Raw genomic sequence first — 23,023 nt, 5'->3', positions numbered from 1 at the left:
GAGCGATGGGCAGCCTTTTGCAATTGAACGACATATCCAAGCGCTACCATGGCGTGCAGGCGCTCAAGGCCATCGACCTGGCGGTGGAGCAGGGCGAGATCCATGCCCTGCTGGGGGAAAACGGCGCGGGCAAATCCACCTTGATGAAGATCCTGGCCGGTGTGGAGCACCCGGATACCGGCACCATTCATTTCGATGGGCAGGCGCGCCGTTTCGCCACCTATCATGATGCTATCGCGGTCGGTATTGGCATTGTGTTTCAGGAGTTCAGCCTGATCCCTTACCTGAACGCGGTGGACAATATCTTTCTGGGCCACGAGCAGGTCAATGGTTTCGGCCTGTTGCGTAAACGCAGCATGCGCGAACGGGCCTGGGCCTTGTGCGCGCGGCTCGGGGTGGACATGGACCTAAGCTGCCCGGTGCAGCATTTGAGCGTGGCCCAACAGCAGTTCGTGGAAATCGCCAAGGCCCTGGCCCTGGATGCACGCTTGCTTATTCTCGATGAACCCACCGCTACCCTCACACCGGGGGAAGCCGCGTTGCTGTTCGACGTGATGCGCGAACTCAAGCGTCAGGGTGTGGCGATGATTTTCATTTCCCACCATCTGGAAGAAATCTTCCAAGTGTGTGACCGCATTACCGTGCTACGCGATGGCGCTAACGCGGGCGGCATGACCACTGCCCATAGCGATATTGACCAACTGGTGCAGATGATGGTTGGGCGCAAGCTGGCCAGCGGTTTTCCGCCCAAGCCCGAGCGGGTAACGCGTGACGTGGTAATGGAGGTCAAGCACCTGCAGCGCACCCGCAACGGGCCGAGCAACCGGTTCGAGTTGCGCCGTGGGGAGATCCTCGGCTTCGCTGGCCTGGTGGGGTCTGGCCGAACGGAACTGGCCTTGGCCGTGATCGGCGCCTTGCCTAGCGTCAAGCGAGAGGTGCTGCTCAATGGCGTACCGGTGCGCCTTGGGGACCCGGCCGACGCCCTGGCCAACGGCATCGGCCTGCTGCCGGAAAGCCGCAAGAGCGAAGGCCTGGTGATGGAGTTCAGCATTCGGGAAAACATCTCGCTGAACAACTTGGGTAAATACGAGGGCGTGGCCAGGTTGCTGGACCGCGGCCGGGAGCGCGAAAGCGTGGCGGGCCTGATGCAGGCACTGGCCATCAAGGCGCCGAGCCCGGAAAGCAAGGTGATCAACCTCAGCGGAGGTAACCAGCAGAAGGTTGTGATCGCCCGTTGGATCAACCACCAATGCAAGGTGCTGATCTTCGACGAGCCCACCCGGGGCATCGACGTGGGTGCCAAGGCCGAGATCTACAGCTTGATGCGCACGCTCACCGAACAGGGTTACTCGATCATTTTGATTTCCAGCGAGCTGCCGGAAATCATTGGCATGAGCGATCGAGTGGCCGTCTTCAACAAAGGCGCCATCGTCACCACCCTGGAAGGCAGCGCCATTCATCCCGAGGAGGTCATGCGCCATGCGACCGCAAGCCTACGACACTGACACGCCCGCCAAAGGCGTTGCACTGCCGCCTGCGCGCCCTGCCAACGACTGGGCCCGGCAACTGATCCGCTCGCCCGCCTTTTACCCCTTCGTAGGGCTGCTGGTGGTCACCACCTTTATGGTGTTTGCCAGCGATAACTTTTTGACCGGCGCCAACCTGGAAAACATCGTGCGCCAGGTGTCCATCAACGCGATCATCGCCGTGGGCATGACCTGCGTCATCCTTACCGGCGGCATCGATTTGTCCGTGGGGCCGGTGATGGCGCTCTCTGGCACCCTCACTGCCGGGCTGCTGGTAGCAGGGGTTCCCGCGCCGCTGGCGATAGCGGCGGGCCTGGCCATCGGCGCCGCGTTCGGCGTAGGCAACGGCGTGCTGGTGGCCTACCTGCATATGCCGCCGATCATCGTCACCCTGGCCACCATGGGTATCGCCCGTGGCCTGGGGCTGCTCTACACCGACGGCTACCCCATCGCCGGCCTGCCGGATTGGTTCGCGTTTTTTGGCCGTGGCAAGGCCTTGGGCATTCAGGTGCCGATCCTGATTATGTTGGTGACCTACCTGCTGGCCTGGGTAATGCTTCAGCACACCCGCGTGGGCCGCTACGTGTACGCCATTGGCGGCAACGAGGAGGCGGTACGGCTCTCCGGCGTGCGCGCGGCGCGGTTCAAGCTGCTGGTGTATGCCATAAGCGGCTTTACTGCGGCATTGGCGGGCCTGGTGCTGACGTCTCGCTTGATGAGCGGCCAGCCCAATGCGGGCGCAGCCTTTGAGCTAGACGCCATTGCCGCCGTGGTGCTGGGCGGTGCCTCTATCGCCGGTGGCCGTGGCGTGATCCTTGGCACGTTGGTGGGCGCCATGTTGTTGGGCGTGCTCAACAACGGGCTGAACATGCTGGGCGTATCGCCCTACGTTCAAAGCGTAATCAAGGGCGGGATCATCCTGCTGGCGATTTTCATCAGCCGTCAACGAACCCGCTAACGGTATAGCTACCCCCGCGTGGCGGCCCTGGGGGCTGCCCGGGCTCCTTCGCCCTCACTAAAAGGAACACCGTCATGGACAACAATAATCAGAACACCATGCAAGCTGTTGTGTGCCATGCGCCCAAGGATTACCGCCTTGAGCGCATTGGCAAACCCCAGGCCCGGCCCTTTGAGCTGGTATTGCGAATTGGTGCCTGCGGCATCTGCGCCAGCGACTGCAAGTGCCACTCCGGCGCGGCCATGTTCTGGGGCGGCGAGAGCCCCTGGGTCAAGGCGCCGGTGGTGCCGGGCCACGAGTTCTTCGGTTATGTGGAGCAGGCCGGGGAGGGCGCCGAGGAGCACTTTGGAGTGAAGGTGGGCGATAAAGTCATCGCCGAGCAGATCGTGCCCTGTGAAAAATGCCGCTTCTGCAAAAGCGGCAAATATTGGATGTGCGAGGTGCACAACATCTTCGGCTTCCAGCGCGAAGTGGCCGAAGGCGGCATGGCTCAGTACATGCGCGTGCCCCGTACTGCCATCGTGCATAAGATTCCTGAAGCCATCCCCTTGGAAGACTGCGCGCTGATCGAGCCCATGGCGTGCGCCATTCACACGGTTAACCGTGGCGACATCCAGCTCGACGACGTAGTGGTGATCGCCGGTGCCGGCACCCTGGGCCTGTGCATGGTGCAGGTGGCCCACCTGAAAACCCCGCGCAAGCTGGTGGTGATCGATATGGTGGATGAGCGTCTGGAGCTGGCGCGGCAGTTCGGCGCCGATGTGATCATCAACCCCGCGCGGGACGATGCCAAGGCCGTCATCGCCGGCCTTACCGATGGCTATGGCTGCGACGTGTATATCGAGACCACCGGCGTGCCGGCGGGGGTAACCCAAGGCCTGGAGCTGATTCGCAAGCTGGGGCGCTTTGTAGAGTTCAGTGTGTTTGGCGCCGACACCAGCGCGGACTGGTCCATCATCGGCGACCGCAAGGAGCTGGACGTGCGCGGGGCCCACCTGGGGCCGTATTGCTACCCGGTCGCCATTGATTTGTTCGAGCGTGGGCTGATCACGTCCAAGGGGATCGTGACCCATAGCTTTGGCCTGGATGCCTTCGCCGAAGCCTTCGAGTTGGCCAATTCCACCCGCTCTATCAAAGTGCTGCTCAAACCGGCGACTCAAGCCTGAGGGCGCGTTATGGCGTATGTGATTGGCATAGATATCGGCACTCAAAGCACCAAGGCGCTGGTGGTGACCGAAGACGGTACGGTAATTGCCCAGCATAGCCAGGCCTATAAAGTGGACACGCCCAGGCCTGGCTGGGCCGAGCAATGGCCACAGGTTTGGCTGGGCGCGGTGTATCAGTGCGTGGCGGCCTGTACCAAGGCCGCTGGTGTACCCCCGGCGCAGATCAAGGCACTGTGTGTCAGCAGCCTCTATGGCGGTTCAGGCATTCCGGTCAACGACGCCTTCGAGCCGCTACACCCTTGTTTGATCTGGATGGACCGCCGCGCCGAGGCCCAGGTGGCCCAGGTGAACGCTGAGCAGGACCTGGCTCAGTTGCACGAGGTAACGGGCAACGGCGTAGACAGCTACTACGGCTTTACCAAAATGCTGTGGCTCAAGCAGCAGCGGCCGGAGGTCTGGGCGCAGGTGCGCTGGCTATTGCCCCCTAACAGTTATGTGAATCATGCCCTTACCGGGCAGTTGGCGGCGGACCACAGCAGCGCCGGCAACATCGGCGGCATCTACGATATAAAAGCCCGCTGCTGGTCCGAGCCTATGCTCCAGGCCTTGGGTATCGACCAAAAGCTGATGCCGCATCGGCTGCTGTACGCCGGCGAGGTCATAGGCGGGCTGTTGCCTGAACCCGCCGCACGGCTCGGCCTGGCGCCGGGTACCGCGGTACTGGCCGGGGGCGTGGACGCGGCCATGGCCACCTTCGCTGCAGGCGTGAACCGCCCCGGCAAACATGTGGCGATGATCGGCACCAGCATGTGTTGGGGTTACCTGGCCCACAGCGCTGACGCTCGGCATGGGCTGGTCAGCTTCCCCCATGTGTACAACGGGGCCCACGACCTCTACAGCTTCGGCGGTGCGCTCACCGCAGGCGCTTCGGTCAGTTGGTTTCGCGAACAGTTTTGCCAGGCTGAGGTGATCCAGGCCGCTACCGACCGCACGGACCCGCACCAGGCGCTGGAGCAAATGGCTGCCCAGGTGCCGGCAGGCAGTGAGGCACTGTTGTTTCTGCCCTATCTGATGGGCGAGCGCAGCCCGATCTGGGATGCCAAAGCCAGCGGCGCCTTTATCGGGCTCGGCTTGCTTCATGGCAAGGCCCATCTTTACCGGGCCGTGCTGGAAGGGGTGACCTACGCCCTGCGGCATAACATCGAGGCCGGGCGGCGAGCCACCAGCGAACTGGACCGGCAGTTGATTGTGGTGGGTGGGGCCAGCCATTCGGACGTGTGGATGCAGATCATCGCCGACGTTACCGGTTTCGAGGTAGTGACCATTGCCCAAAACGTAGAAGCCGCCTATGGCGCGGCCTTACTGGCGGCACGGGCAGCGGGGTTGGTCAGCGAGGCGCACATGGAGCAGGGCTGGGTGCGCCTGCGCCATCGCGCCACGCCGAACCCAGCCAATGCCAACGTCTATGCGCCATTGTTCGAGGTTTATTGCCAATGCTACCCAGCGCTCAAAGCCGTCTTCCACCGTTTACGGAGCGTTCAGGATGAGTAAGCTCAACTTTGACTTCGCTGGCCAGCGGGTGCTGGTCACCGGCGCCACCAGTGGCATTGGCTTTGAGGTGGCTCAGCAGTTGTTGGCCGCTGGCGCGACCCTCTATGCCATGGGCCGAGATCAGGCCGCGCTCGATAGCCTGGCCCGTCAGGGCGCAACGGCCATCGCCGTGAACATCGCCGACCCTGTTGCAGTGGTAGAGGCTTGCGCCGCCTTGCCTGCGTTGCACGGCCTGGTCAACTGTGCCGGTATCGCCTGGCTTCATCCGGCCACAGAGCTGGACCCGGCCTTGTTCGACCAGGTGATGGCAGTCAACGTGCGTGCCGCGGCCGCCATCGCTGCCCAGGTAGCCCAGGGCATGATCGCCGAAGGCATTGCCGGGAGCATCGTTAATGTATCGAGCCAGGCGTCCATGGTCGGGCTGGATAACCACCTGAGTTATTGCGCGTCCAAGGCTGCCATGGATGCCATGACCCGGGTGCAGTGCGGTGAGTGGGGCCGCCATGGGATTCGGGTCAACGCACTCAATCCTACGGTTACCCTCACACCCATGGCCACCATGGCCTGGGGTGACCCCGCCAAGCGCGACCCCATGCTCGCTGCCATCCCCCTCGGCCGCTTCGCCGAACCCGCCCAAGTCGCGGCGCCGGTGCTGTTTTTGCTGAGTGAGGGGGCGGGCATGATCAGCGGCGTGTGTTTACCGGTCGATGGGGGGTATACCAGCCGTTAACCATTGACCAACTCCCCAACCACTACCTGGCGCGCCTGGGCCTTGAGGGGGTCGCGGATGCGTTCGAGTAGCAAGCGCATTGCCGAGGCGCCAGCGAAGGTGCCGTCATGGGCGACGCAGGCGATGGGGAAGTCGAAGATATCGGCAAAGGGCAGGCGGTCGATGCCGCAGATGGCCAGTTGATTACGGGAAATGCCGCGGTCGCGCAGTGCTTTGAGGGCGCCCAGCGTGATCAACTGATTGAAGCCGAAGATGGCATCGGGCAGGGGGTGACTATGCAGGTAGCCCAGGGTGGCCGCATAGGCAGGCTCCAGGGTGTAGTCACCGGTCAGTATGTCCAGGTGAATCGGCCGCGGGCTCTGGGCGATGGCGGCTTTTACGCCTTCGAGGCGGTCGTGGCTGATCCGTGAGCCTTCAGGGCCAGTCAGCACCAGCAGCCGCCGCAAGTCAGCGGCCTTGCTCAGCAGGTAACGCGCCCCTTTCATGCCGCTGTGGTAGTTATCCAGCACCACTTGGCTAAACGGCGCGCTGGTCAAGGTGCGGTCCAACTGCACCACGGGGACCTCGCCATTGCGCAGCCGGCCCAGGTAACCGGGCTGGTAAGCGGGTTCATCGGAGACTGGCGAAAGAATGATCCCCGCCACGCGGTAACCCAGCAGCGTCTGTACCGCTTTTTCTTCAAGGTCCGGTGAGCCGTCGGTGTCGATGAGCATGATGGTATAGCCATGTATTTTGGCTTCCCGGGAGATGGCTTTGATCATCTCGCTGTAAAACGGGTTGTCCACCGATGCGGTAATCACTCCAACGATCAGGCTCTCGCTGCGCTTGAGGCCGCGCGCGAAGGCGTTGGGCACGTAGTCCAGTTCGCGGGCGGCGGTCAGAATCCGCTCCAGGGTGCCCGGCTTGACCAAGTGAGGCTTGTTGAACGCACGGGACACTGTGATGGTGGTTACGTTTACCCGCCGGGCCACGTCCGTGATGGTGGCCGATACCTTCTTGTTCATCTGCCCAGTGCTCCGGCATTGGCGGTAGAGACGTGCATGATCCCATATCGCGCCGCGCCCGCAACCGCGGCAAGTAGTTGATCGTGCGAGTAACCCAGCCGGGCGCTATCATGGCCGCAAGCCGCCCATGAGGTGGTGCCTGCTTGCCTACGGAGTGAAGCCTACCCATGAAAGCACGTGTTCTGATCGCCGCCGCCCTTGCCGCTTGTCTGAGTAGCGGGGCCTGGGCCCATGCGCATCTAAGTCAACCTAGCCCAGCCGAAAACAGTACCGTGGCGGCGCCCACACAGGTACGCCTGAGTTTTAGCGAGGGGATCGAACTGTCATTTAGCGAGGTAACGCTGGTCAGTGACAGCGGTGAGACCGTCAAAACCCAGCTGAGCCTGGCCCAAGGCACGCCTGTTACCTTGATAGCTACCCCGGTGTCGTTACTGAAGGCCGGTGCCTGGCAGGTGCAGTGGAAGGTGGTGTCGGTGGATACTCACCGTAGCCAAGGCCAGTACCGGTTTACCGTGCAATAGGGCTGACGGGCAGGCGTTTGGTAAAAAACCTGAACCCAGCGGCCATAGGCTCGTCTGAGAAAGGGTGAGGCGTTGTTTGCGCCCCTGTCTGTCATTCCAAAAAAGGACGATGTCTATGAACATGAAGCTTAAAGCCGGTATCTGTGGCGCATTCCTCCTGCTGGGAGCCCATTCTGTCTTTGCTGCGGATGCCGACGATTTCGTTGACGACGCTTCCGCCAAAGGCATTGCTGAAGTTAAGAACGGCCAGCTGGCCTTGGAAAAAACCAAAGCTGCGGACGTTAAAACCTTTGCCCAGATGATGATCGATGATCACACCAAGGCAAACCAGAAGCTTAAATCCATCGCTGCCGCCAAAAACCTGAAGGTGTCTACTGACGCCGAACTGCTGGACAAGGCCAAGAAGATGATCCTGGAAGTGCGTGAAGGGTCCTTCGACAAAGCTTACGCCAACAACCAGGTTATGGCCCACGAAGAAACCATCAAGATCTTCCAGGAAGAAATCAAAGATGGCAAAGATGCTGAGCTGACCGCTTTCGCCAAGGAAACCCTGCCGAAGCTGGAAGCTCACTTGGCTCAGGCCAAGAAGCTGGCTGCCGCCCACGGTGGCGACACCAAGTAAGCGTGATGCCAGCTACAAGAAAGCCGGGCAAATGCCCGGCTTTTTCATGCGTGCGTGGTGGGGGCTTAAAACAATGCTTCTACCGCGCTGATCAACAGCTTGATGTTAAGCGTGACGATAACCGCCGAGATCGCCCAGGCTAGAACCGCCAAGCCGCGGCCGGCCACCAGTGTGCCCATCTTTGACTTATCGGTAACGAAGCGCACCAATGGAATAACCGCCAAGGGCAATTGCATGGACAGGATCACCTGGCTGAACACCAGCAGCTGGGAGGTACCGCGCTCACCGTACAAGGCTGTGACGACGACTACCGGAATGATCGCCAGACCACGGGTGAGTAAGCGCCGCGCCCAATCAGGAATGCGCATATGCAGAAACCCTTCCATCACGATCTGCCCGGCCAGGGTAGCGGTCACCGTGGAATTCACGCCCGACGCAAGCAGGGCGATGGCGAAGAGGGTAGATGCGATCCCGATACCCAGCATAGGAGAGAGCAGTTCGTAGGCCTGCTCGATTTCTACTACATCCGTTCGCCCACCGGCATGAAACACCGCTGCCGCAGTGATCAAGATCGCCGCGTTCACAAACAGGGCTAGCGTAAGGGCAATGGTGCTGTCCGTGACCGCCCAGCGCAGGCCCAGACGCTTGCCTGCGTCAGTGCGTTCATACGCACGGGTTTGTACGATGGAAGAATGCAGGTACAGGTTATGGGGCATCACCGTGGCACCGATAATTCCGATGGCCAAGTACAGGGCCGCTGGGTTGGTGACCACTTCTTTTTGCGGGATAAACCCATGAAGCACTTCAGCCAAGGGCGGGTGCGACATGACCATCTGCGCGGCAAAGCATACGAAGATCAGGGTCAGCAACGCGACAACAAAGGCTTCCAGCCAACGAAAGCCCCGCTGCATCAGCAAAAGGATAATAAATACGTCCGCCGCGCAGAGGATCGCCCCCCACAGTAGAGGAATGCCGAACAGCAGCTTGAGCGCGATGGCCGTGCCTATGACTTCAGCCAGGTCACAGGCAATGATCGCTAGCTCACAGGCTAGCCACAACACGATACGCACTGGTCGGCTGTAATGGGCCCTGCAGGCTTGAGCAAGGTCCATGCCGGTGGCAATGCCCAACCGCGCCGCCAGCGCTTGCAGCACAATAGCCATCAGGTTCGACAGCAAAATCACCGACAGCAGCATGTAGCCAAACTGTGAACCCCCGGCCAGGTCCGTGGCCCAGTTACCTGGGTCCATATAGCCCACCGCGACCATATATCCGGGGCCTGCGAAGGCAAGCAGGCGGCGGAACCAGCTGCCTGTGCTCGGTACTTTGATGCTAGCGTTCAATGCGCCCATGCTGGGCTGGGGCCCCACGCCGAAGCGGCTTAACAATGCCGGCTCGCCATCACTGGCTCGGAAATTCGGTCGGTCTTCAGGCTCCGCCACGGTTTTGCTCCAAACTGGTATGAAAAACGCACTAGGGTATGAACCCAAGCAACCCATAGCGTTCCGGCGCAATGCCCGGCTGTGTTGGCTGTGATAGAGGTCAAGGGGCGGACCGCCAGGCGTGACCGCTGGTCTGTCCAATACACCGGCGCCCTTGAAAACACAAGCGGTTAGCACCGATAAGGCCTTGGCCCATAAACAACTTTCTGCCACACGCCCAAATAACCTTCACTAAAGTGCTCACCGTTTGTCAGCTTCGCTTGAGTTTATAAAAAACTTATCGGTATGCCTTGCTTCCATAACTATGTAGCGACCCACATCCAGGAGGATATCGCCATGGCAGTAAAGAGTAAGAATGCCGGTAACTTTGCTAACAACCCAACCCGCGCTGCCGAAGCTGGCCGCAAGGGTGGTAGTGTTTCGGGTGGCAATTTTGCCAACGACCCGGCCAGGGCGGCGGAAGCCGGTCGCAAGGGCGGGAAGAGAAGCCACCGAGGCGCAGGCAAAGGCGCGGGCTCAAGCGGTAGCGCGGCGCAAGGCTAAAGCGCCGCGCACCGGGAATGCCTTCAACTCACTGACGGATACTAGAACTTACCGCAGGCACTTAAGGTTAAAGGTGAAGGTGGTAAGTTCAAGTACACCAAATGTTAACGCCTATTTTGTTTTGCTCAGTCTAATAGTAACGGACGCACTTGCTGGTTTTAAGCTCAACCAGTGGGCGGGTCTTAACCCAGTTTAACTAGTCGGCGGGCTACGCTGATATTCAGTCAGCGGTTTCGTCACTCGTCAGCGCCTCTTGCCAGGCACCTGCCGGGATATCCAAATGCGAAAGGCCAACTGATCGGGACTTGCAGAGGATAGATCCATGACTAATCACCACAAACCTGGCTATGTGTCAGGCCCGAATAAACCCGGCCACCAAGGCAGCCCGGCGCCAGCGGGCGTGGACCTTAAGCGTGATCGTGCCGACAAAGCCCGAGTGGGCGGTCAACACAGCCATGGTGGCACCCCACGGCGTAGTGAAGGCTGACACGAGCGCCTCCCCGCCCTGAAGACGCATTTTGGGCGGGATTATGCGACGAACGGTTATGCAACAGGGCTTTCATTGCACATTGGTCGTGGCGAATCCAGGCCAAGACCAACTAACCTCAGGGTATTGGCGTGTCAAAGGGAGTCCGGTCATGCAACTGACCAGCGTAGTTTCCCTAAAGCCCCCGCCTGGTGCCGGGGACGAAGGAATAGAAAAGGTGCTGCGCGCATTACGCATTCACCTAAACATGGAAGTGGCATTTGTCTCTCGATTTCGCATCGTTGACCGTGTGTTCACTCATGTAGATGCCCGGGGCATTGCTCCTCTCAAGCGCGGCGATACCCTTCCACTAGAGGCCGGTTACTGTCAGAAGGTCGTGGACGGCAGGCTGCCACGGCTGATACCCGACACCGCTCAATCGCCTACAGCCATGGCGATCCCTGAAACCCGCGCGCTTCCCATTGGCGCTCATATCGGCGTACCGGTATACCTGAGCGATGGCCGGCTGTATGGCGCGCTCTGTTGTTTTTCCGGCCGTTCTGACACCAGCCTTGGCCAGCGGGACCTGGCCATGATGAACGTATTCGCCGAATTGATCGCTGATCGCCTTGAGAGTGACCAGCGGGTAAAAGAAGAACGGCTGCGCAAGCACCGGGTGATCTGTGCGGCCTTGGCCAAGGCACAACCAAATGTGGTGTATCAGCCCATTGTCGAGTTGGTAAATGGGCAAATCAGCGGCTGGGAAGCGTTGGCTCGCTTTACCGATGAGCCCGTGCGTAGCCCAGACCTGTGGTTTCGGGAAGCAGCGGAAGCCGGCTTGGGCCTGGAAATGGAATTGCGCGCGGTCGAAAAAGCCCTGATGGGCCTGGGTGAGCTGCCTGGCCATCACTACCTGTCCCTTAACTGCTCTCCTCAGCTATTGCTTTGCGGGCGGCTGGGGCAGAAGTTGGCCGGTTACGAGCCTAAGCGCCTGGTATTAGAGCTGACCGAGCATTGCGTGGTGCCTGACTACCAGGCCCTGGCGCTCGCCCTCGAACCTTTACGGGACAGTGGGCTACGGTTGGCGATCGATGACGCTGGCGCCGGCTACGCAAGCATGCGCCATATTCTTCAGTTGCGCCCGGACATCATCAAGCTGGACATGGCGCTTACCCAAGGCATAGAAAACGACCCACAGCGCCGCGCCATGGCCTCGGCATTGATCGCGTTTGCGCGGGAAACTGGCAGCAGTGTAGTGGCCGAAGGGGTAGAGGAGGTGGCAGACCTGCTCACCTTGCGCCGGCTGGGCGCGCAGAAGGTGCAAGGCTACCTGACCGGCAGGCCCATGCCACTGGCGTTGGCCGCCCATTGGCAAGTACCGCGAATGCCTGAACTGGCCGAGCCAGTAGCCCCCTAAGCCTGCGCCAGGGCTAGCCTCTTACGGCAGGGCTAGCCCCGTGCCGCCTTTCGGTATAGCCTGCGCGCGCCGGCCAGCGAGCGGACCCTTCCGCCGTTGGGCAGGTGTATAGTTGCCCTTTGCACATCAGCGCTTGCAGGTCCCGCCTATGTCTCAGATTTCCGAACGCTTGCTGGTCCAGGCCCACCTAGACGCCAGGCAGCCCGTGGCGCTGACCGCCGCGCAAGAAGCCGAGTATCGGCACGCCATCGCCGCCGAACTCAAAGCCCGTGACGCGGTGCTGGTTGCCCACTACTACTGTGACCCGGTCATCCAGGCCCTGGCCGAGGAAACCGGCGGTTGCGTGTCTGACTCGCTTGAAATGGCTCGCTTTGGCAATCAGCACGAGGCCAGTACGGTATTGGTGGCCGGGGTACGCTTTATGGGTGAGACCGCGAAAATCCTCAATCCGGAAAAACGCGTATTGATGCCTACGTTGGAGGCGACCTGTTCCCTCGACCTGGGCTGCCCCGTCGAGGCGTTCTCGGCGTTTTGTGACCAGCACCCGGACCGCACGGTAGTGGTGTATGCCAATACCTCTGCGGCGGTGAAAGCCCGTGCGGATTGGGTGGTGACATCCAGCTGCGCGGTGGAGATCGTCGAAAGCCTGATGGACAACGGGGAGAAAATCCTCTGGGCGCCAGACCGTCACTTGGGCGGGTACATCCAGAAGCACACCGGCGCGGACATGCTGTTGTGGGATGGCGCCTGTATCGTTCACGAAGAGTTCAAGTCTCGGCAGCTGGAAGACCTCAAGGCCCTGTACCCAGAGGCCGCTGTATTGGTCCACCCTGAATCGCCCGAGGCGGTGATCGCCCTGGCTGACGCGGTAGGCTCAACCAGCCAGTTGATCGCCGCGGCCCAGCGCATGCCGAACTCTACCTTCATCGTGGCTACCGATAGAGGCATCTTTTACAAGATGCAGCAGCTGTGCCCGGACAAGGTGTTTATTGAAGCGCCCACCGCGGGTAACGGCGCGGCCTGCCGCAGTTGCGCACATTGCCCGTGGATGGCCATGAATACCCTGGAGCGCACCCTGGACTGCCTGCGCAATGGCAGTAACGAGATTTTCGTGGACCCGGCGCTGGTTCCCCAGGCCATTCGCCCCCTCAAGCGGATGCTGGACTTCACCCAGGCGGCGCGTTTGCGGTTGGCGGGTAACGCCTGAGGTAGTTACGCCCTAAAACACTGGCTTGTGAGTCAGGGCATCGCGTAGTTCTCGGGTTTGCTCCACCCAATAATGGGGCTTGCCGCTTATCAGCGCGGCCACGGGCACGCCGTCTTGGTACACCAGGCGGTTACCTGCCAGGGCGGGAACGCGGGTGCCGGGCAGTAAGGTGCCTATCAGGTTCAATGGGTCCACCGCAGACACCGCAACCAGGCTGCCATCCAGCGGGCGGCGCCGAACCTCTCGCAATAGAGGGATGGCTTCTGGTAAGGCGAACTGCTCGCCAGCCAAGCCGTCGATAAAGCGCCCGCCGCGGATTTCCCCCCGGGCTTCCAAGCGGTGGAGCGTGCGCAGCAGCTCGCGCCAGTTGGGCAGCCAGGCTGCCTCCCGCTCCAGCAGGCGCCAGAACACCACGCCATAGCGGCGCAGTAGGGTCATAACCACGTGTTCGATCAATGCTTCCTGGGCGGGGGGGCTTGCCGAGTGCCTTAACAGGGCCCAACGCCCGGCGTCCTGCATGCCACCGATGAACGCCCCCAGGCCCCGGCGGCTACTGCGCTGCTGGCGGCTGGTGGCCGGGGTTACCAGGGCGCGCAACCCAGCGAAACTGTCAGCGTTTACCAGCCCGGCGGCGACCAGCTCCGCCAAGGCGTTTTCCAACTCCGTTCGCAACAGCCGTGCGTGGTCTTGCAACTCGTCGAAGAACAGCGCCCCTTCTGCCTGTAAGGCATCACGGACCTTCCGCGCCCGGGGGCTGAGGGTGGCGTCCCCATCTTCATTGGCCAGGGCTTGCCACACGCTCAGCCGCTGCCGGGGCAGCAACATGATCGGGGTGGCGCGTAGGGTATTGCCAGCGTGTTTGCCAGCACTGGCTCGGCGCAACCACAGGGTTTTACCGGAGCGGCAGGCATCATCCAGCCAGGTCTGGCTGTAATGCTTGACCCGCGCAGGTAACAGGTCGGTTTCCCAGGCGCTGACCGGTGCGCTATAGCCCTCAAACTGGGCCAGCACCTGAGCAAGGGCCACACTGCCCTCCATGCGGGTAAGGTTGGACAGGTGCTGCCAGTCCAGCAGAAAACGCATGAAGTCCTGCAGCGAAACGGGTTCGATCTCTTTACGCAGGCGCTTGAGGGTGTACCGATGAATCCGTGACAGCAGGTGCCGCTCGCACCACTGCAAGCCGTCGAGCCCGGGATGAAACTGCCCGCGCAGCACATAGCCTTGGCCTTCCAGGCGGGCCAGGCTTTGCTCCACTAGCGCCCGTGGTAGTTGCAAGGCGGTGGCAATGTCCGCGGCGCGCACAGGCCCTGAACCGCCCAAGCGCCCACGAATCAGTTCCAGCTGTGCGGTTTCTTTGGGCTCGGCACGGTTAAAGCCGGGTAAGGGAGCGAAGGCGGGCGCCAGGGCGGCGCCTGGATAGACCACTTGCAGGTTGGCCAGGCGCTCGCGGGCATACCACAGCGGTGTGCCGTTGTCTGGGATAAGCGTGCCGGCCCGGCCGGTGTCGGCCAGGGCCTGTAGCCAGCCGAGCCAGCCGTCCTGGGCCTGTGCCTCGGCTTGGGTAATCACGCCCAGGCTCATGAGGGCTTCATGCATCTCGTCGGGGTTGCGCGGCAGCGGCCAGGCTTGCTCGATTACTGCCTCGATGGCGGCAGGATCAAGTGCGCCCAAGTCATCGGCGGACTCTGGGCCAGCCCAGCGGCGGTTGAGCACTGCTTGGGTACGCCGCTCTTCGAGGGGGGCGTCGTCCAAGAAGGCATAGGGCCTGGCGTTGAGAATGGCCGCGGCCAAGGGGGAGGGCGCCGGCAGGTCCCGGCTGACCAACCTTACCTGGCCTGCTTCGATTCGCCGCAACAGGCGCAGCCAACCCTCGCAATCCAGGGCGTCGTGCAGGCAATCCTCCAGCGTTTGGCGTACCAGCGGGTGCTCCGGCACCTCGCGCTCGCCCACGATGTTTTCAAGGCAGGCCAACTGGTCAGGGAACACATTGGCGATCAGGTCCTCGCTTTTCATCCGTTGCAGCTGCGGCGCGACCTTTCGCCCGCCGGTATAGCGCGGCAGGGCCAGGGCAGTGGCAGCGTTCCAGCGCCAACGCACGCCAAATAAAGGCGCATCTAGCAAAGCCTGCACCAGCACCTGTTGGGCGGTTTGGCTGTTCAGATAGCGCCACACGTCATCCAAGGCAAAACTGTGGGTGGTAGACAGCGACAGTACGATGGCGTCTTCGCTGGCGGCTGCTTGCAGTTCGAAATTGAAGGTGCGGCAAAAGCGTTTGCGCAGCGCCAGGCCCCAGGCACGGTTGATACGGCTACCAAAGGGCGTATGAATCACCAACTGGGTGCCGCCTGATTCATCAAAGAAGCGCTCCATTACCAGGGTATCGTGTGAGGGTAGGGCACCTAACGCCTGGCGGGTGCGAGCCAGGTAGTCAAGCAGTTGCTCGGCGCATGCCGCATCAAGCTTTAGGCTCTCGTTCAGCCAGGCCAGTACAGGGGGATGCTGGCCGCCACTGGCCTGCAGGCGCTTATCGATAGCCCCCTGCAGGCGCGCCACCGAGGCGGAGAGTTCGTCGCTGCGCCCTGGGGTTTCGCCCAACCAGAAGGGAATGTTCGGTGGCAGGCCCTTGGCGTCTTCCACCCGCACCCGGCCGCCTTCCACGCGGATGATCCGATAGGAGGTGTTACCCAGTTGAAATACATCGCCAGCGCTGCTTTCGACGGCAAAGTCTTCATTTACGCTGCCGATGTTCAGGCCCTGGGGCTCAAGCATCACACTGTAATCAGCGTTATCCGGGATGGTCCCGCCGCTGGTCACCGCCGTGAGCTTGCTACCCCGCCGGCCGCGCAGGGTACCGCTGACTGCATCCCGGTGCAGATAGGCCCCGCGCATGCCCTGGCGGGTGTTATAGCCTTGGGCAAGGGTATCGAGTAGCTCCCGGTAGTCAGCCTCAGCCAACTCAGCGTATGGCCGTGCCTGGCGGCACAGGCTAAGGAGTGCCTCTTCTTGCCATTCCTGGCAGCTCACCTCGGCGACGATCTGCTGGGCCAATACATCCAGTGGCGCCCGGGGAACGCGCAGCTCGTCCAGCTCGCCCTGGCGCACGCAGTCGAGCAGGGCCACGCACTCGATCAGGTCATCCCGAGACGTCGCGAACAAACGGCCCTTGGGGGTACCGCCTACCTGATGCCCAGACCGGCCCACCCGCTGCAGGAACGCGGCAATAGAGCGCGGTGCCTCGATCTGGCAGACCAAATCCACCTCGCCAATGTCAATGCCCAACTCAAGGGACGCCGTGGCCACCAGCACGCTCAGGGTGCCACTTTTTAGCCGTTGCTCAGCGCTCAGGCGTTGTTCGCGCGCCAGGCTGCCATGGTGCGCGGCCACGTGTTCGCGGCCCAGGCGGTCGCTCAGGTGGCGGGTGAGGCGTTCGGCCAGGCGCCGTGTGTTGACGAAAATCAGCGTGGTGCGATGGTCCCTGGCGAGCTCGGCCAGGCGGTCATACACCAATGTCCATACATCATTGGCCATGACCGGTCCCAGTGGCACCGGGGGCACCTCCAGCGCCAGGTCCCGAGGCCGAGCATGGCCAATGTCGACCACTTCACAGGCGCGCCCGTGCCCCGCTAAAAAGGCAGCGACGCGCTCGATGGGTTTTTGCGTGGCCGACAGGCCGATACGCCGCAAGGGCGCGCCAGTCAGCGCCTGCAAGCGTTCCAGGCTCAGGGACAAGTGGCTACCCCGCTTGCTGTCGGCCACCGCGTGGATTTCGTCCACGATGACCGTGTGCACCCCGGCCAGCATTCGCCGCCCACCGTCAGAGCCCAGCAGCACATACAACGATTCGGGTGTACTGACCAAGATATGTGGCGGCCGGCGACGCATGGTTGCCCGCTCGTTTTGTGGCGTATCACCGGTACGCACGGCTGTACGTACGCTCAGCGCTGGCAGGCCCATGGCCTGCAACTGCTCGCTGATGCCTTCCAAGGGCCTTTGCAGGTTGATCTGGATGTCATTGGACAATGCCTTGAGCGGCGACACATACAGCACCTGCGTCCCCTCGGCCAGCCCCGCGGGCGAAAGGGCCTGGTAAACCAACTCGTCCAGTACCGCAAGAAAGGCCGTCAGGGTTTTACCCGACCCTGTAGGCGCGGCGACCAGTACTGACTGCCCCGCCCTGATCAGGGGCCAAGCGGCGGCTTGGGCCGCGGTGGTGGTTGGAAAGCTCTGGCGAAACCAGTGGCTGATGGCTGGATGGAATGCATCCAGCGTAGCGTTTGAAGAGGGCAGGTTCATACGTTGCTTTATGCGGCCAGTACGCCTGGCTTGCAAGTGCCACCCAGCGCTTGGCCTCAGCGTACGGCGCTTACCCCATCAAGGGTAGCGAAAGAAGTGTCCTTGGCGGTCAGTAGAAAATCCCGCATGAAGGGGGCGTCGAGCATGTCGCCGCGAATGGCTGCATACAGGTTGGCGAACAAGCCTTTTTCCCCCAGCCTGCGGCCTTTTACATAGCCCCGAGCACTGTATTCATGCAGTGCCCAGTGGGGCATGCCACAGACCCCACGGCCGCTGGCGACCAATTGCATCATCATTACCGACAACTCAGCAGTGCGAACCCCGGCGGGCTCAATGTCCGCAGGTTCCAGAAAACGCGTGAAGATATCCAAACGGCCCCGCTCCACCGGGTAGGTGATCAGGGTCTGGTCCAGCAAGTCTTCCGGTTCGATCCAGGCTTTGCTCGCCAGGGGGTGCTGGTTGCCTACGGCTAACATGGCTTCGTAGGTGAACAAGGGCACGTAGGTGATGCCCGTCAGTTCCACGGGGTCTGAGGTCACTACCAGGTCCAAGTCGCCACGGGCCAGCGCGGGTAGCGGGGCAAAGGCAAAACCTGAGGCAAGGTCCAGCTCCACCTCTGGCCAGGCATCGCGGAATTGATCGATAGTCGGCATCAACCATTGAAAACAGCTGTGGCACTCGATGGCCATGTGCAGGCGCCCAGCGGTCCCCCCTGCCAGGCGCGCGATATCGCGCTCGGCGGCCCGCATCAGAGGCAGCGTGGCGTCGGCCAGTTGTAACAGGCGCAGGCCCGCGCTGGTAAAACGTACCGGTTTGGTTTTGCGCATGAATAGGGTCATGCCCAAGCGGTCTTCCAACTCCTTGAACTGATGCGAGAGGGCCGATTGGGTCAGGTGCAAGCGGTCGGCCGCCTCGACCAGGCTGCCAGCGTCCCGCAAGGCATGGAGCGTTTTTAGATGACGAATCTCAAGCAAGGCGCACCATGAGCCACTTTCCGAATAATTTAGTTAAACGTGAGTGTGGCTCATGGTGCGAGGGATGTCGATACAGCGCCAGGGATGCAAGTCTGACGCCAAAAGGGTTAGTTGAATAAAGGCCTGAATAACTTACCTGCTAGGCGCCGGCTGATTTCACCTCGCCAGATGGTCGTATCTCCCTGCTGAGGCCCGGCCAGCAAGCGCTGAGAGGGTGTTTTCAGATGAGCAGCCTCGAAGTTATCGAAGCGTGGGGTTTCCCTGCGATAGTGAAAGTGTGCGTAAGCCCACGGCTGGCCCGTGCGGCTGTCAATGACTTCATACTCCTGCAGCCAGTTACGCGTAGCAGGCGACGTGCCGGAGCGTTGCAACTCGCCCAGTTTGCGAATCTGCATTTCACCCACCTCGGCCAGGTACTCCAATTGCCCACCGGTGGGGTTAACCGACGCCTTGCACTGGGCGATGCGTGCTGAGCGACCTTCGAGCCGCAATTGGTCAGCTTCTCGCTGCAAGCGTTGGATAAGATGGCCATGACGGTGCTGGGTGTCCGCTTCATGTAGCTGCCTGATCCGATAGTCCAGCTCTTGGGACTCGCCCACGTAGAGGTCTTCCAGGTCCGCTGGCAGCATTCGTTGATAGGCATAACGTTGCAGCCGCTCGCGGAACTCGGGTAATTCGCGAAGCCGAGTTTCGGCATCGTTTACCAGTTCACGTAAGGGGCGTGGGCGCGGGGAAGGCACGGACGGGGTGGCTTGCACCCACCGACGCTCCGCGTTAAGGCTCCAGCGCTCGACCTGGTTGTTCACACGGGGAATGACCAGCGTATTTGCTTCGCCCGGGACGGGCTGCCCTACCAGCAACAATCCATCGGCCTCGAATACTCTTGGGAGGGACCGGCCCCGGCCAGAGGGCTGCCGCGCCGCTTGCATTCGGGGTACGCTCACACCCTCGTGCAATTTGCGCAGCTCTTCCAGCAAGCGTTCGGCCAGGGCCTTGTCAAACTGGTCAGGGTAGCTGGCCAGTAAACGCCGGAGGGTACGGATCAATGCTTTGCTTTGGTCCTTGAGTTGCGCGTCCAGACGTTGACGCTGCTGGGGGCTTAAGCTAATGGCTTCGCTGCTGAAGCGGGCGTGAGCCACGCGGTCGAAGCGTTCACGCGCTGGCGTGTAGAGGCGCCGCATGTATGTCCAGGAGACATGGCGTAAGTCATTGATCGGGGCGGCGTCCAACAACAGGCTTACCCGCAGGTAGGCCACCGGCTGTTTGGGAAACGCCTGGGCAATCGCTTCGTTAGTGCTGTTCAATGTAGCGCGGTGCTCACGCGCGGTTACCCGTGGGTCCCAGGTCGCCAGCCGCCCCAAGTTGTCATCGATTTGGTCATATTGCTTGAGAAGACTGAGCAAGGTTTCCCTAATTTCCTGCAATTTCGCTCTGACAACTGCAATGGACGAGTGATTAGACGTGGCATCATCTGGAATGGCCCGCGTCAATACTCTGACCTCGGCCTGTTGGGCCAACGCCAGGTTGAGCAGTCGCTCCGACTCTCTAAAGTAGAGTTTTATTTGCAACTGCGTTTTGTCACACACGGTGGCTGCGGCCCTGCTTTGGTCGAGGCTCGCTGCCGCGGCGCGTTGACCTCGGGCTAACGCCCGATATTCTTGCACGGTGCGATAAAAGCGTTCAGAGGCGGCGATCACGTCGTCGCTGTGGGCGATTACGGTCTGCCAAGATCCCTGGTTGCGGTTATAGGCCGCTAGCGAACGGGTCAAAACCGCTTCGCCCGTCACAGCGGCATTCCCTTGGGCAACGTACTGGCTAAACAGCTGCTGTTGGCGGCGAAAATGCGCATCAATCCACCAACGAGGAAGCAACCTGCGCAGAGCGTCTGGCCAGAGTGGGTCAAGACGGTCCGCCACATAGCTCTGTAGGCCACCGCCGCCGCGCAATCCTCCATCGACCAGGCTGCCGTAAAGGTGGCCATGGGTCTGCCACTGACCGGCTTCATTCAGGGCAATAGGTTGCCGATACGAACGGGTACGGGTGGCTGCCAGGCGCCAGGTGCGCAGGCCCTCGTCCCATTCCACGGCATAGGTATGACTGCCGCGCAGGATGAAGGCCCCTTGCGGCTCCTGATAGACGTTCTGCCAGCGGCCTTCGGTTCCAGGATGGGTGGTGAGGCGCAGAGGGCTTTCATAGCCCTGGAAGGCCTCGTTGGCACGACGCACGCTCCAACTGGACAACTGGCGCAAGCGGCCAGCGCCCTGCAAGCCTTGGCGAAGCTGGCGAGCCTTGGTGGTCGCCCTCAAGCTGGCGGAACTGGCGCCGATTGCCAACGCCGCTGGGCCGAAATCTAGAAACACATCGGCGATGGACAGCAGCACTGATTCCGTGGCTTCCAGGGCGGCAACGGTATCACCCTCAGAAAATGCATGGCCCAATTCGATCCCGGCCTGCACGGCATCTACGAGGGCGATAGCGCTACCCAGAAAAGGCACGAACCCCAGTGCGATACGTATATAGCCTACCGTTTCGCTGCCACTGCGTACTGCCGCGTGAAAGCGTTGATCGGCGTTGGACGTAGAACTGGCGCGGTGCGCGGCTACTTTGAGCCCAAGCTCGGCCAGGTATTGGTTGCGGGCCAGTGATTGGTGCGTAGGCCATGGCGCGCGCGCGTCGACCAAGTGCCTAAACCCCCGGATCAACGCTTGATCCACGAGGTTTTCCAGTTGGCGAGGATTGCCTTCCAAGGCCCGTTCACACAGGTAACCGCGCAATCGCTCATCAAGGAATAGATTGCCCAAGGCCTCGGTTGCCTCCACGAGGCTAGAGTACTGCTTAAAGGTTTGGCCATTAGGTGCCTGCGGCAGATACAACAACGTGGTGCCACTGGCGTGGTCTTCTATGAAACTGACACCCGCCAGGGTACTGCCCCGGCTGTGGGTTTGCGCATTGAACAAGGTCAGCGCCGCTGGACGCAGGGCCAGGCGAAATTCGCCGCTGTTCCAGGCTTCAGGCGTTTCTGCCTGGCAGGCCTGCATAAGCATGCGGCGGCCTCGAGCGTCTATGTGCCGCCGGGCGAGCGCAATGGTCCAGTGCATTTCCAGCATCAGCGCAAAGGGCTTGACCAGTATATTTTCATCTTCCGCGCCCGTGCGTGCCTCCCCGGCACGCAGGTATACATCGGTCAGCAAACGCTCGTAGGTTCCCGCTACATCCAGGTCGGTTACCAGCTTACGCAGCCAGACAACCGTGATACCTGCCGTCAGTGCTTCCCGTTGCGGGTGGCTGGGTGGATCGAGTTCAACCTCCATGAAGTTGAGTCGCTCCACCAGGCCATCATCCAGCTGGGCCAGTGCGAGGGTTTCGAGGTCGATCAGTTCGGTTTCCGAGGACGCGGTGGGCACCCGCTTCGAAGGTGTGCCCGGCGCGCCCGAGCCTGCTATAACGTCCCGCACATAGATCACCTGCTGGGGAACCTTCAGCCGTACCCGGCAGGGTTCGGTCAGGCTAAAGTCCGACTCCAGCCGCTCGCTGACCTCGCGCGAGGCATACGCTTGTCGGGTGGGCAGGTTTCGGCGAAGCAGCCGATCACTGGCTGCGATGGCCGCGGCGTAATCGGTGATCAAGCGCGCCAGCTGGCTCGCGGCCTCAGGCGGTAGATGCGATAGCCAGGGTTGGGCTTGTTCGCCAAGGCGCAAGGAGCGCCGCGTTTCTTCGATCCGTGCCAACGCTAGCAAGCGCGCGGGATTCACTGGTACGGTCAAGTCGTCCAGTGCCTGGATCAACAGTTGCTCACGCTCGGCTTGAGTCTGGGTTTGGGGGTGGGTTTGGGTCGAATCAGGTCGCAGCAAGGCCATTACCCGCTCATTCAAAACCGTTTCGAGCGACTTTTCCGCCGTGGGCTGCAAGGTCACTTGCTGATCAGGCAGCACCCCTAGAACCTGTGACGCTTCACTAAGCAGCGCCTCGGTGGAAGGGTGAGTACTCCAACCGCCTTCCAAACCGAAGCGGTACATCAATACACCTGTTGGGGCCGGCGGCTCCGCCAGTGGAGCGATAACCTGCATGACCACCGCGCCGTTCCACAAGCCGCGCTGTTCTTCGTGGCTTAATTCCAGCCGCATAAAACGATACGCTTGGGGCGGTTCCTGGTTGGCCAGCAAGGCATTCAGGCAATGCTCGATGGCTGTGCATTCGCCGGGGGTGAGCGTGCCGAGGTGTAGCTGTATGTGTGCGTCGGCCAACGCGCCAGCCAGATGCGCCTGTTGATAGGCGGCCGAGTCAAGGCTCTGAGTGAGGTCATTGGCCCGAGCGCACAGTTGGCGAACGTCGATACGGCTCTGTTCGTGCCAACTCTGCTGCAGCGCCAGGGCGGAAACCAGAGTCGGCCACACGGTACGGTCGCCGGTGCTAAGTTCACGTTCCAACTGTCGCTCCATCAAGCGCTGGTAGCGGTCTACTCTCGCCCACAGGGCGGTGGGCGTGGGTAAAGTATCAGGGTCGATGGGGTTGCCTGTGAAGCTAAAGCCGGTTTCGATAGGCGCGAGACTGGCCGCTGACGTAGAAGCAGTGACATCGGACGTAGGCATAAAGCAGGGTCTCC

15 protein-coding genes and 1 pseudogene are annotated in these 23,023 nt (G+C 61.4%); 11 read left to right on the top strand and 5 right to left on the bottom strand.

Annotation, left to right across the window (positions count from 1 at the left end; translation table 11 throughout):
• Positions 1–5: 5 nt before the first annotated feature.
• The 5 genes from ACWKV4_RS08670 to ACWKV4_RS08650 all read left to right on the top strand — a co-directional run bounded on the left by ACWKV4_RS08670 (position 6) and on the right by ACWKV4_RS08650 (position 5,931).
• A complete protein-coding gene (locus ACWKV4_RS08670; RefSeq protein WP_483831666.1) occupies positions 6–1,505 on the top strand; it encodes a sugar ABC transporter ATP-binding protein in 1,500 nt (499 codons plus the stop codon).
• Entirely contained in the window at positions 1,480–2,484 is a 1,005-nt protein-coding gene (locus ACWKV4_RS08665; protein ID WP_483831665.1) for an ABC transporter permease, read from the top strand. Before ACWKV4_RS08670 ends, ACWKV4_RS08665 begins: the two co-directional genes overlap by 26 nt.
• Positions 2,485–2,558: 74 nt before the next feature.
• On the top strand, positions 2,559–3,650 hold the full coding sequence (locus ACWKV4_RS08660; RefSeq protein WP_483831664.1) for an alcohol dehydrogenase catalytic domain-containing protein: 1,092 nt from the start codon (positions 2,559–2,561) through the stop codon (positions 3,648–3,650).
• Positions 3,651–3,659: 9 nt separating this feature from the next.
• Positions 3,660–5,201: an FGGY-family carbohydrate kinase gene (locus ACWKV4_RS08655; RefSeq protein WP_483831663.1), complete on the top strand. Its 1,542-nt coding sequence runs from the start codon at positions 3,660–3,662 to the stop codon at positions 5,199–5,201.
• Positions 5,194–5,931: an SDR family oxidoreductase gene (locus tag ACWKV4_RS08650; protein WP_483831662.1), complete on the top strand. Its 738-nt coding sequence runs from the start codon at positions 5,194–5,196 to the stop codon at positions 5,929–5,931. The genes ACWKV4_RS08655 and ACWKV4_RS08650 overlap by 8 nt, the downstream gene beginning before the upstream one ends.
• Here the strand turns inward: ACWKV4_RS08650 and ACWKV4_RS08645 are convergent.
• Complete coding sequence (locus ACWKV4_RS08645; protein ID WP_483831661.1) at positions 5,928–6,935, bottom strand: LacI family DNA-binding transcriptional regulator; 1,008 nt, start codon at positions 6,933–6,935, stop codon at positions 5,928–5,930. The two genes, ACWKV4_RS08650 and ACWKV4_RS08645, sit on opposite strands and share 4 nt — an antisense overlap.
• Before the next feature lie 167 nt (positions 6,936–7,102).
• Between ACWKV4_RS08645 and copC the strand changes: the two genes are divergently transcribed.
• Positions 7,103–7,456: a copper homeostasis periplasmic binding protein CopC gene (gene copC, locus ACWKV4_RS08640; RefSeq protein ID WP_483831660.1), complete on the top strand. Its 354-nt coding sequence runs from the start codon at positions 7,103–7,105 to the stop codon at positions 7,454–7,456.
• Positions 7,457–7,571: 115 nt separating this feature from the next.
• A complete protein-coding gene (locus ACWKV4_RS08635; RefSeq protein ID WP_483831659.1) occupies positions 7,572–8,078 on the top strand; it encodes a DUF4142 domain-containing protein in 507 nt (168 codons plus the stop codon).
• Positions 8,079–8,143: 65 nt separating this feature from the next.
• On the opposite strand, the gene ACWKV4_RS08630 is transcribed toward ACWKV4_RS08635, so the two are convergent.
• Positions 8,144–9,430: an Nramp family divalent metal transporter gene (locus ACWKV4_RS08630; RefSeq protein ID WP_483831731.1), complete on the bottom strand. Its 1,287-nt coding sequence runs from the start codon at positions 9,428–9,430 to the stop codon at positions 8,144–8,146.
• Between the two features lie 444 nt (positions 9,431–9,874).
• Between ACWKV4_RS08630 and ACWKV4_RS08625 the strand changes: the two are divergent.
• The 4 genes and pseudogenes from ACWKV4_RS08625 to nadA all read left to right on the top strand — a co-directional run.
• Positions 9,875–10,063: pseudogene (locus ACWKV4_RS08625) on the top strand (con-10 family general stress protein); the annotation flags it as partial.
• Positions 10,064–10,385: 322 nt separating this feature from the next.
• Positions 10,386–10,550, top strand: coding sequence for a con-10 family general stress protein (locus ACWKV4_RS08620; RefSeq protein WP_483831658.1), 165 nt, complete (start codon positions 10,386–10,388; stop codon positions 10,548–10,550).
• A gap of 151 nt (positions 10,551–10,701) precedes the next feature.
• Positions 10,702–11,946: a sensor domain-containing phosphodiesterase gene (locus ACWKV4_RS08615; RefSeq protein WP_483831657.1), complete on the top strand. Its 1,245-nt coding sequence runs from the start codon at positions 10,702–10,704 to the stop codon at positions 11,944–11,946.
• A 148-nt stretch (positions 11,947–12,094) separates the two neighbouring features.
• Positions 12,095–13,153: a quinolinate synthase NadA gene (nadA, locus tag ACWKV4_RS08610; RefSeq protein WP_483831656.1), complete on the top strand. Its 1,059-nt coding sequence runs from the start codon at positions 12,095–12,097 to the stop codon at positions 13,151–13,153.
• A 12-nt stretch (positions 13,154–13,165) separates the two neighbouring features.
• On the opposite strand, the gene ACWKV4_RS08605 is transcribed toward nadA, so the two are convergent.
• From ACWKV4_RS08605 to ACWKV4_RS08595, 3 genes are all read right to left on the bottom strand, one after another.
• Positions 13,166–17,446, bottom strand: a complete 4,281-nt coding sequence (locus ACWKV4_RS08605) for a DEAD/DEAH box helicase (RefSeq protein ID WP_483831655.1) — start codon at positions 17,444–17,446, stop codon at positions 13,166–13,168.
• Positions 17,447–17,502: 56 nt separating this feature from the next.
• Positions 17,503–18,420, bottom strand: a complete 918-nt coding sequence (gene metR, locus ACWKV4_RS08600; RefSeq protein ID WP_483831654.1) for a transcriptional regulator MetR — start codon at positions 18,418–18,420, stop codon at positions 17,503–17,505.
• Positions 18,421–18,527: 107 nt separating this feature from the next.
• The gene (locus tag ACWKV4_RS08595) at positions 18,528–23,009 is read right to left on the bottom strand and encodes a hypothetical protein (RefSeq protein WP_483831653.1); all 4,482 of its coding nucleotides are present in this window, start codon (positions 23,007–23,009) and stop codon (positions 18,528–18,530) included.
• Positions 23,010–23,023: the final 14 nt, after the last annotated feature.

The organism is Pseudomonas artemisiae (assembly GCF_057128685.1).
Note: the sequence above shows the minus strand (reverse complement) of the source record. Positions and strands in the feature narration are given on the sequence as shown.